The 10,969-nt window shown below is 47.2% G+C and carries 2 protein-coding genes; one reads left to right on the forward strand and one right to left on the reverse strand.

Annotation, left to right across the window (positions count from 1 at the left end; genetic code table 11):
• The first annotated feature begins 286 nt into the window (after window positions 1-286).
• Entirely contained in the window at window positions 287-7,363 is a 7,077-nt protein-coding gene (sprA, locus tag HUU10_07975; protein ID NUQ81531.1) for a cell surface protein SprA, read from the forward strand.
• A 4-nt stretch (window positions 7,364-7,367) separates the two neighbouring features.
• On the opposite strand, the gene HUU10_07980 is transcribed toward sprA, so the two are convergent.
• Window positions 7,368-10,526 (reverse strand): hypothetical protein, encoded by a 3,159-nt coding sequence (locus HUU10_07980; GenBank protein NUQ81532.1) that lies wholly within the window; start codon window positions 10,524-10,526, stop codon window positions 7,368-7,370.
• Window positions 10,527-10,969 lie beyond the last annotated feature (443 nt).

Genomic DNA, 10,969 nt, shown 5'->3' on the forward strand with positions numbered 1-10,969 from the left:
CAGAGGAACTCTTTAGCTGGAAAAATTAAGCGGTTTCTTACCCAATCCGGACTCTCTTATACCAGAAAGCATGCGATAGTCGGGCAAAACGCATTCCATTCCGGTGAAACGGTTGGCGAAATCATCGATTTTGAATATTTTTGCCCACTTTCACTTTCCGGAGCTGCCAGCGATACTTTGCTACCGACAGGATCCGGGCCAATAAGGGCCTGAATCACCAAATCACCTAATAAACGCTTACGTGGGTTTTAAACAGCATTTCAGGATCACCGTATCCCAACGGGTCGTGTTTGGTCTTTTGGCGGCAGCAACCGTTTTAGGACTCAGTTCCTGCATTCCACAGCAGGAAGCCGCTCAGCGACGTCTCGTCCCTGACTGGAACGATTTACCGGATCGCGGCCGGCTTTATACTGCAGATACCTCCCGGTCCGATACGGTTCCGCCGCCCCCGGTGCCTGTTCCTGCCGATTCGATTGTTACTTCCAGACCTGATTCCATGGTGGCTCCAACCGACTCCATTCTGGCCCGTCCCGATTCGGTGGTGGTTCCGCGTCAGAAAACCTGGGAAGAAAAACTCGCCGATTCGCTTCAGTTCACCACTGATTCCACTGCCCGAATTGAACAAATGACCTTCCGCCGACCGCAATCGTTTGTTCCGGATCCTGCGATGGATATACGGTACAATCTGTTTCTGTCCCAGCCGAACTCCATTCAGAAGAAAGTGGAAATCGACAGTTCTCTTTCTACTGTGATCATCAGGGAAACCATTGGTGACCTGACGTTGCGTGGTCCCATTGCCATGCCGTATGAAAACTATGTGAACGAGCGGTTTCAGTCGAATATCCGTTCTACCTGGACAACGTTGACAGGAACCCGTGTGGTCACAAAAAAGGCCGATGCCATTGAGGAATTGTTTTCAAAAATCACCAATGTGGATATCTACGTTCCGACCGGAGGCAGTGCCCTGTTCCGGACCATTTTCGGTCCCCCCAGAATCAACATCCGGGTCAATGGTTCCATTGATGTTAAGGCTGGTTGGGCCACCCGTTTTAACTCCATCAATGAATCGACTACAGGAACCGGAACAACCAACGATCCGGTATTTGACCAGCAATTTCAGATGAATGTGCAGGGCACTGTGGGTGATAAACTTCAGATCAGTGCAGATTGGTCAACCCAGCGGACGTTTGAATATGAAAACAGTCTGCGGGTGGTCTATACCGGGTATGAAGATGAAATTATCAAGAAGATCGAAGCCGGTAACGTTTCGCTGACCACTCCCAGTACCTATGTGTCGGGTTCTTCTGCATTGTTTGGTATCAAGTCCACCATGCAGATGGGCCCGCTGACCTGGACGTTTCTGGTTTCTCAGCAAAAGGGAAAAACCGAAAAACGATCCATTACCGGTGGCCAGCAGAAGAAGGAAATCAATATTCCGGTCTGGCAGTATGATTACGACCGTCACTTTTTTCTGTCCCGCTACTACCGCGAGTTTTATGAAAAGGCCTTTGTTCCCACCCTTCCTTCTCTTTTGCAATCGGATGCACCGATTATTCAATACGAAGTCTGGAAACAGAAAACCACCCAGGGGACTCCCAAGGAGGAACTGGAAGCTGTCGCCCTTTTAAAACTGGGAGAGAATCCAGGAATCAAACCAGGAGAACTGGTGGGTCTGCCCGGAGGTGATGGTCCGTTTACTGCCGACCAGCTAACACGCCTTCGTAACCGGACAGCCACTCCAATCGACCTGGGAATCAGTAATAAGGAGTATGCGATCGGTACCTTTATCAAACTGCAGGAAGGCACTGATTATGAAATAGACAAAGAAACCGGGATTCTGCACATCTATACACAGATCGAACAAACCGCGGCCATTGCTATTGCGTATGAAGTTCAGATTGCCGGATCAAACCAAACCGCCCGGATTGGGGACTTTGCCATTTCTGCTGGTCAGTCGGGTGAGCAAAGAAACCGGTTGGTTTTAAAACTGGTAAGGCCACAATCCCTGAATAATACGAATACCGAAGCCTGGGATCTGATGCTGAAAAATATCTACAGCCTTGGCAGTGCCGATTTTATTGAAGCAGATCTTGATTTGGATCTGACGGTTCTCGAGAGCAATCAGGCGCAACGTTCATTGCCAGGAAGCAATAACAACCTTCTCGATGTGCTTGGATTGAATGTCCAGGGGCCGAATGCCAGTCCGCAGAAAGATGATAAATTTGATTTCCGTCCTGGAATTACGGTTCGTCCCCGCCGCGGTGAAATTGTTTTTCCGTTTCTGGAGCCCTTTAATTCAAAACCACTGATTGATGAAGTAAACGCTTTGTCACTGCCGGATGATAAAAAGGAAGATTATCTGTTTTCCGAGTTGTATGACACCACCCAGCAGGCAGCAAAAATTTCTGATGATAAATATTACATCAAGGGATCGGTAAAAGGGTCTATCAGTGACCGATATACCCTTGGAGCCTTTAATCTGGTTGAAGGATCGGTAAAAGTACTCTCAGGCGGAATACCACTGGTACCGAATGTGGATTATGAAGTCGATTACCAATTGGGTTCACTTCAGATAAAGAACCGGGCGTATCTGACTCCGGGAAGTAATATCTCGGTGGAATTTGAATCGAATGATCTGTTTACCCTGGCATCTAAAAATTTCATCGGCTCGCGCTTTGACCTGGATCTGACCGATGATTTAAAACTTGGATTCAGTTGGTTGCGTTATTCCGAAAAACCGCTGACCGATAAGGTCAGAGTTGGTGAGGAACCCAAATTAAACAATATTATTGGGATGGATGGCCGATGGTCCACCGAGGCCCGATGGCTTACCCGTGCGCTGAATGTTCTGCCGGGGGTTAAAACCTCACAGGTTTCCGAGTTCAGTATCAGTGGTGAGGTGGCCCAGATTATTCCTGGACACCCCGACGAACTCAATACCACGCTCGATCCGGATGGAGTGGCTTATATTGATGATTTTGAAGGATCAAAAAAGGCGATTACCGCAGGTCTTAATTACACTTCCTGGAGTTTGTCCACAGTTCCTGATACCAGTCTGGTCGGATGGAAAAATCTGCCGGTGACCGATTTCAGAAAAGTCGATTCAACCCTGACCAATTACCGCGCCTGGCTGAAGTATTATAATGATTATGCCCGCCGGATTCCCATTCAGGATATCTGGCCCGATCGGTCTGTTTCATCCCGTGATAATTCCATCACACCGTTCGTGTTTGATTATCAACCGAAAAAACGCGGACCTTTTAATTACTCAACCCGGCTTGATCAGACCATTTATAATACCTCTGGCGAAACTTGGGCCGGAATTCAGAAGGCCATGCCTTCCTACATGACCAATCTGGCAGCCGAGAATATCGAATTTCTCGAATTCTGGTTCCAGGTAACCGACAATGAAACTTCTGCCATTTATACCGACACCAAGGGAGGATTTCTAAATATTGATCTTGGGTACATCAGTGAGGACATTTTACCCGACGGACAGTTAAATACTGAGTTGGGAATTTCCCAGCAACGGAACTCAACGGCAAGTACATGGGGCCGGCGGCCGATCAGCACCTCTGCTTCCCAATTCTCTGAAAATGATGATATCGGTCTGGATGGTCTTAAAAATGAGGAGGAAACAACCTTTTATAGTGCTTTCAGAGCTTCCCTGGATGCCATCGGAATCGATCCGGCCGAGAAGGAAAGAATTCTGGCCGATATTTCCGGTGATAATTATTCCTTCAACCAGGGAAGTTATGATTTTACCCGGATTAACGGATCGGAAAGCAATACAAGTGTCCAGGGATCTCAGGATCGTACTATTCCAGATAGCGAGGATATGAATGCATCAACCTTTCTGGATCAGGCCAATGATTATTACAACTACAGGGTTGCCATTCATCCCGATTCATTGAAAGCAGGTGTCGGTTACGTTGTCTCAGGAAATGAATCCAGTAAATGGTATCAGGTTCGGATTCCCCTTACAGAATTCAGAAAAAAGGTGGGAACCATTGAAAACCTCGGTGATATCCGTTATATGAGAATCTGGCTGGGCGGATTCGAAAATCCGGTATATATGCAATTTGCCACCATCGATTTTGTCGGGAATCAGTGGCTGATCACAAAAAATGAAAAAAATCAACGTGATAGTGTCCTCTCTGTTGCTGTAATCAACATCGAAGAAAATCCGGATAAATATAATTCACCTCCGGGAATTCAGCGGGAAAAAGACCGGACCCGTCCTGATGAAAATATTCAGTTAAATGAGCAGTCTCTTGAGATCTCAGCATTTCGTCTGGAAGATGGAATGGAACGTTCCATTCAGAGGAATATCGGTGGAAACACCGGAATGAACATTACCAATTACAAACGGTTAAAGATGTTTGTTCATGGCCCCGATGAAAACCCGACAGGGTCTGATACTCCCGTTTTATTCGTGGATACAACAAATTACGATGCCGAAGTGTTCATTCGGTTTGGATCAGACTCGAGAAGCTACTATGAGGTTGCACTTCCCCTTCATCCCGACAAGAGAAAAGGAGCAAGCGGACCTGCTACCTGGAGTCCGGAGAACACCTTCGATATTGATCTTGCCGCGCTTACTGCATTAAAAACCAGAAAAATTGCCGGAAGGGATAGTCTGATCGTCAGAAACCCGATTGGCTATCCGGCTGGTACAAGAATTTTGCTGAGAGGAACGCCAACCCTCACCCAGATCAAACAAATCAATATTGGTCTCAGGAATCCGGCAGGTAAAGGGTCGGCCTTGCCCTTGAATTTTTCGATCTGGGTGAATGAATTGCGGGTATCGGGTTACCGGGAAGAAACAGGTTGGGCAGCCAAGACTGCGCTTGGTGTCAAATTGGCTGATATCGGAACGGTGAATTTCTCCATTGAGCGCACCGATGCAGAGTTTCGTCGGGTGACCGAATCGATCAGTAACAACAAAGAGACCAGGACCAGTTGGTCAGTCGGTGCACAATTCGGGTTGGAAAAATTCCTGAATAATAATCAGGATGTGACCATCCCGCTCAGCATCAGACATTCCGAATCGGTTTCAGAACCAAAATTTCTGGCCGGTTCAGATATTCAGCTGAGCGAAGCTGCCAAACTGGATTCAAATGGGGCCCGGCTGATTGACCGTAATCGTACGGTCAGTGTTTCGAATGAGATTTCACTGAATGGAATAAAAAAGGTCAAACCTTCCGAAAATCCGTTGCTCCAGGCGACCATAGATAAAATCACCCTGGACTTTTCATACTCTAACGATTATTCCCGTTCACCACAGGAGGATTGGAGGCGGTCCTGGGACTGGAGATCGCGTGTGGATTACAGTTACCGGTTCGCACAGGATTTATACTGGGAACCATTTGCACCCTTAGAAGACCTGATGGGCAAAGATTATTTTCTTCTTGATGATGAAACGATAAAAACCTGGGCTGGTACCCGGATTTTTCTGAAGCCACAATCGATTGGTTTTGGTATGAGCATCAGTCGTTCAAGATCTCAGGTGAAATCAAGGGTGAAAGGAAAACCCGATGAACCCAGTTTGCAGTTTACCGCCAATCATTCTTTTAATCTGGCATTTCCCTTCACTCAGGATCTGACTTTTTCAATGTCGGGAAATACAGCTTCCACACTGCAGGATTTGTTAGTGGATACTGAAAATCAGGAACGGCCTGAAAGTGAAATTGTGGGGGATCTTTTTTCACGGATGGCCCGGCTTGATCTGGGGCGTGATTTGTCTTACACACAAAGCATCGGTCTCGGTTATAAAATTCCGGTGATTCGATGGGCCAACCTGACAACCTCTTATTCATCCCAGTACTCCTGGCGAAATCCCAACGCGAGTGCACGCGGGACGAGTACCAATTTAGGAAATTCTGCTGGTTGGGCCACTTCCTTTTCGCTGAGATCAAATATTGATCTCCGATCTCTCCTGTCGTCATCAGATGGTCCTGTTAAAGCAGGAAAGGAAGTGAAACGGGATTCTCTGGCAGCACATGAAAAATTGTGGAGTGATATTCAATCCATTGGTAAAATGTTCCTTGCTCTGGATGCAATCGGAATCAACTTCAGTCAGCAAAACAGTTTTACAACCAACGGACTGGCCGGACAGTCTGGATTTCTGAATTTTTATCCATTTAATGCAGACTGGTGGCCAGACGGATTTGGCTTTTATAAACCAAATGTGATCCGTGGCCCGGGGCTTGCATTTCAGTTGGGTTTGTCAAAGGATGCTGGTCCAAGACTGAGATATTTGGAAGGGTCATCAATCAAAGTCAATCCAACCGAAAATTTCTCTCAGTCCAATTCTCTGGATTGGCGTACCGGATTCCAGCCATTCGAAAATGTTAAAACAGAATTGTCATGGAAAGTGACCTGGAATTACTCGCAGGAAGCAAAATTGAATGCGTCCACATTCAATACAGAGCAGCTTACCAAGAAGGGAGGATTCACCCGTTCATTTATTTCCATTTTCGGAGATTTTAAAAGTATCCAGAAAAACATTCCGACCAACAAGGAAACCGGAAATTACATCACAGGAAACAACGAGATGGTGGCGGCCTTCCGCGATGGATTGGAATTATTTGGTTTGTCTGAGAAAATCACCAATGTAATGGGTCTTGGTATTTTTACAATACCGGGTGAATGGCAGGATCTGATTCCATTGCCGAACTGGACCATCAGTGTGACGGGTCTGGAAAAGTTTCCCTTGTGGTCCTCCTTTTTCAGGACGGTGACAATGAATCACTCGTACTCCGGTGACTATCAGACCAGTTACGGAATCCGACAGGATGCAGGAAAACCGTATGTGAATCCAAACAGTCCCTTAGATACCCTGTTTGTTCCAAGGAAGGAATTTCAGTCACCGCGTGTTTCTGAACGATTTGCACCGCTGGTCGGATTTACCTTCGCGTTCAACAAACCACTGACGGCCAGACTCAATTTTAATATGGCAAGGAATATTTCACTTTCCACCGTCAACTATCAGCTTAATACACAGAACACGCGTGAGCTTTCAGGATCCTTGTCTTACAGTCAGAGTGGTTCCACATTGCTTAATTTCTGGCCGTTTAACGGAAATACCCTGAAGAATGACATTGATTTGTCCATGACCGGGTCTTATGCTGTTGATGAAACGGTGATCGAACCGCTGACAGCCGATCAGGCCTCGGCGGCACCTCCCAGCGGAACCACACGGATTACCATTGAACCGAGGGTGGGATATGCAATTTCATCACGGGTGAATGCATCGGCCTTCTGGCGATACACCAATTCTAAACCCATTTCGGGATCGCTATCCTCTCCGGAAATCTCCGCTTCGGAAATCGGTGTGAATATTCACATCAGTATTCAATAATCAATCAGAAAAACTGTTTTCCAAATGGAAGACTGATGGTAAAGCAGGCGCCCTCTCCCGGTTTGCTCTCCAGTGTTATGATTCCGTTGTGCATTCTGATGAGTTCAGCAGATATGGAAAGCCCCAATCCGGATGAATGTTCGCCAGCCGTGGGGCGAGCAGATAATTTTTCAAACCGGCCGAATAATCGCTTCTGATCATCTTCAGAAAAGCCGGGTCCCTCATCCCTGATCCAAATCTGATATCCTGTTTCCACTCTGTTCAATCCAAGTTCAACCATTGAACCTGATGGTGAAAATTTGATGGCATTTGACAGAAGATTTTCCAGAACCAACTGAATTTTTGCCTCGTCAGCAAACACAGGTAATCTTGACCCGGCTGGCAGATGAAGCCGGACTGAAATCTGCTTCTTCTCTGCCATGATGTGGTTGGCTTCCGTTACAAACCGGAGTACATCGGGCAGATTAAACTCCGATTTGGTCAATTCCATCTTTCCATCCTCAATGGCAGTCAGATCCAGAAGGGAATTGATGGTTTGAACCATACGGATACTTGCCGACCGGATAAATTCTGCCCGTTGAATAACTGATTCAGGCTGATCGGATCTGGCAATGATCATTTCTGCTGTTGTGGTAATTGCTGTCAGCGGATTTCTGAGATCATGGGCTGCTATGCTGAGCAGCTGCGATTTCTGGCGACTTAAATCGAACAGGGCCTGGTTGGCCGATTCAACTTCCTGAGCATACCTCTCCAGATCATTTGTACGCTTTCCCACCTCTGCTTCAAGCATTTGTTTTTGTTTTTCAATTCTGCCGACCCGCAGAAAAATCCATCCTGTCAACCCTCCGGAAAAGAATAAGGCAGAAAGGGTGATAAACCACCAGGTTTGCCAGAAAAAGGGAAGAATGATAACTGGCACCGAGTGGACCGTTTCACCCCAGTCTCCGTCGGGATGTTTGGCTCGCAATTCAAACTGGTAAGTTCCTGGAGAAAGATTGGTATACTCCTTTTCCCGGGAATGCGAAAGTGGGGACCATGTTTCATCCAATCCGGACAGACGGTAGGAGAAGACGGTGGCTTCGGGAGCACGAAAATTTAACGCGGTGAACTCAAACCGAAGATTTGAAGTGCCAGGTGGCAGTTGTACCGGTACACCTGATTCCGTCAGCGTGTCGGGATGAAAAAACCGCTCATGATACACGGGTTCTGAGTGGCTGAATATGCGGGTAATCACCGGTCGGAACGGAGCAAGCGGAGTTTGTAATATCTGCCAATCGGCAACAGTAAGACCATCAACCAAACCGATCCAGAGACGTTGCAAGAAATCCAGGATGATGGAGGATCCGGTGGTCACTTCGTTTCCGCCAAGACCGTTCTGCCTGTTCAATCGTCTGACCACACGCCCATTAAATCTTGTCGGATCATCCGGTGCCTGAAATCGTAAAATATCCAGTCCTGTGTTGTGACCCACGATCAGACTGCTATCCGGACCGAACTGAACCGAGGTGCAAAACCCAGAGGATAATCCGTCCTTTACTGAGAAAACCGAATATTGGAAGGAATCTCCATCCGGAATGATTCTGATAAGACCAACGGAATTGGAAACGGCCCAGATGGTTCCATTTTTACTAACCGTCAGATCCCAGATACTCTGATCGGGAAGTCCGTCTTTTTTGCTCAGATTAGACAACCGGCCATTTTTCAGGAAGGAAATACCCGATGAGGGAGAGCAAGTCCAAATGCGGCCATCAGGACCGGGTGCAACCGAGTAGAAGGTATTGGAGGAAACACCTGCGTTTAGCCGGTACTCTTCGAAATAGGAGGCCTTTCCGGTTCTGTCCAGGCGAAAGGTCCATAATCCCTGACCAGTGGCGGCCCAATATGTCAGGTCAGGTGTGGCAACCAGATCGATCACGTTTGCTGCAGGAAGTCCTTCAACCGCATGAAATCGTGGATATTTGAAGAGATGAATTCCTCTGGAAGACCCCAGCAGAGTTCTTCCGGTTGGATCGGTATAGATTACCAGTTTCTCTGTGGCAGGAACTCCGGCAGATTCAGAGTACGATTTAAAATTCCGGGTCCCTTCTGTCAGCGAGATGTGGGTTACCACTTTATTGGTGACCGCCCAGACGCCTGATGAATCAGGAGAAAGAGAAAAAATGGTTTTCTCATTTTCGAATCCCGGGATCGAAAAATGCCGGATTTGCCGGGTGGTCAGTTTTGAAAATCCTGTCAGGTGTCCGATGTAAAGAATTGAATCAGGATCCACATACAAGGACCAGGGTTTTTCGTTGGCAAGACCATTGTCAACCGACCATTTTTCTTCAGTCACCAGGTTAAAATCGTCGTCAAACCGGAGCAGGATAATGCCATCGCCAAAAATCGCACATGAGACCAAACGATCCGACAGAAAAGCCAGATCATAGACATCGTGTCCGGCCAGAATGGGCGCTGAGTTAAATCTGCCTGACTGATTCCTCTTGAAAAAAACGCCTCCGCCCCGTGTCGCAACCCAGATATTTCCGGTTGGGTCCCGTCTGATTTTTTTAATCAGATGTTGCTTCCCGATTGCAGTCAGGTCGGGAGTGGTGATGTCGTGAACGGTACCATCCCGGGCAACAGCCAGTTTTTTTACTCCGTGGTTCCTGGTTCCTACGAGAAGCGTGTCCTTTGTCAGGGGTAAAACGGACAGGACCGATTGATCAGACAAACCACCAGGTAATGAATGTCTGATGAACTGGGTGCCATCAAAGACCGTCAGGCCGCCTTCGGAGGTGGCAATCCACATGCTTCCATCCTGGGCCCGGCTGATTTCCCACACAATGCCTGCTCCGATTTGCTCGCCCGAAGGATAATTTTTAAAACGAAATCCATCAAAAATTGAAATTCCTGAATCGGTACCTATCCAGATCTGTCCGTGGTTGTCTTCTTCAAGGCAACGGATACTGTTGGCAATCAGTCCGTCCGTGGTGGTTAACACCCTGAAACGGAAGCCATCGGTGATGGAAAGGCCGTTGTAGTTGGCTACCCACATGTATTGGCGGCTGTCCCGTAGAAAAGCCGTTACCGGTGAACCTGGTAAGCCGTGATCCTGATTATAATGAACAAATGGATAATGTTGCCCGAGGCTGTCTGGAAGGCAGGAAAAGGAAAAAGCCGTCAAGCAGATACAGAACCGATGAATGGTTCTGCGGATTAACTCCATGGGTAGTTGCCTGATGTTGTTGGTTGATATAAATAAAGCAAAGTATTTACCGAATCACAAGGACAGTCGGTTTCAATGGGTTGTTGAGTGTTAAGAGTGCTCTGCTGCCTTACATTTCTTGACATTCAACCTGATTGGAGATATTTTTGCCTTTCCTAAAATAATCAGGTACCCTTTGTTTGGCTGATTGAATATACGTGTGAAACAAAGGATGTCTGGTTTTGAAATTTTAGGGCTATAGCTTGAGCTGGGAGAGCGTCCCGATGGTAATCGGGAAGGTCAGCGTGGTTATGGTTCATAGGTAGTTGAAATTTTGGGGCTATAGCTCAGCTGGGAGAGCGTCCCGATGGTAATCGGGAAGGTCAGCGTGGTTATGGTTCATAGATAGTTGAAATTTTGGG

This window comes from Bacteroidota bacterium (assembly GCA_013360915.1).
In the GTDB taxonomy this organism is placed as follows: domain Bacteria; phylum Bacteroidota; class JABWAT01; order JABWAT01; family JABWAT01; genus JABWAT01.